Raw genomic sequence first — 1,234 nt, 5'->3', positions numbered from 1 at the left:
AACTGGAGCTACTCTCTTTACCGCTTTAATTTTTTTAACCATGCTGACAGTTTTAGGGGTAAATGTGGCTCAAATGAGCAGCTTGGAAGAGCGCATGGCCGGTAACAGCAGAAACCAGAATTTGGCGCTACAAGCGGCGGAAGCTGCTCTCAAATACGTAGAAAGTAATTTAACGACTGGCGCAAACCTTCGTTCGTTAATCCCGTCACCAGCAAATAATACCAGCGGAACGATAACAGGCGCGGGACTTCGAGCGATCAACGTGTGCCTTCCCAACAACGCCTCATATTGGAATGGGACCGGTTCGCCGGACTGCAACGGCACAACTCAACAATTTGTATGGTCCGACACAAATGCAAGGACTGCGCCGGTAGCTCTAAATCAAATTGCTGCACAACCAATGTTCATCATCGAACGCCTGACAAACGACGGCACGACCGAAAAATATCGCGTCACGGCGCGTGGCATTGGTGGCGATAGCAATGTAATTGTGATTTTACAAGCCATGTTCAGCGTTACACCTTAGGTTGAATATCGGACTTTGAGGACAATCGCCATGATAAAAACTCATTCAGAAAAACTCAATTCTGCCTTCGTTCATATAGCTTTAGGCATCATCTTAAGTATTTTGTCAGCGAGCAGCCATTGCGCTCAGCTCAATTTATCGGATAATCCTTTATTCCTGACGTCGTCAACAACGCCAATTACGATGTTAAACATATCCAAGGATCATCAGCTACATTTTAAGGCATTCGATGATTATTCGGATCTGGACAACGACGGCACGCCGGAAACAACCTACAAACACAGCTTTGATTACTACGGATACTTCGATAGCTATAAGTGTTACAGTTATAACACCACCAGTCAGCAATTCGAACCAAGCGCGAATACCAGCACAAAATATTGCACAGATAGCTGGAGCGGAAATTTCCTGAATTGGGCAAGTATGACCCGTATAGATACTATACGTAAAATACTTTACGGCGGATTGCGGTCAACTGACGAAGGAAATTCGATTGTCACTACGTCGACAACAACCTCTCCTGTAACGTCATCGCCTTCGACTACGACTCCTGTAGTGACATCTGGCCCAACAACATCAGCTCCGGTGACTGTGACTCGTTCTACTTCTACTACGCCAGTTTCCCAAAGCAACTCTCTGTTTTCTACGTCGACGACGTCAACTTCAACGAATACTAGATCGAGTTGCTCTGAATCAACCACTCTCGGA

General features: G+C 45.8%; 2 protein-coding genes. Both read left to right on the top strand.

All coding sequences use genetic code 11. The features are described 5' to 3' along the window. On the top strand, positions 1–526 hold a 526-nt coding region (locus tag AC3B8H_RS21510), incomplete at its 5' end, for a pilus assembly PilX family protein (RefSeq protein ID WP_488443544.1). 30 nt (positions 527–556) lie between these two features. Continuing rightward, the coding region (locus AC3B8H_RS21505; protein WP_488443543.1) for a hypothetical protein at positions 557–1,234 on the top strand (678 nt) is incomplete at its 3' end.

It is taken from the genome of Methylomonas sp. BG-2, from assembly GCF_057766305.1.
This window is presented reverse-complemented; position numbering and strand designations above follow the sequence as displayed.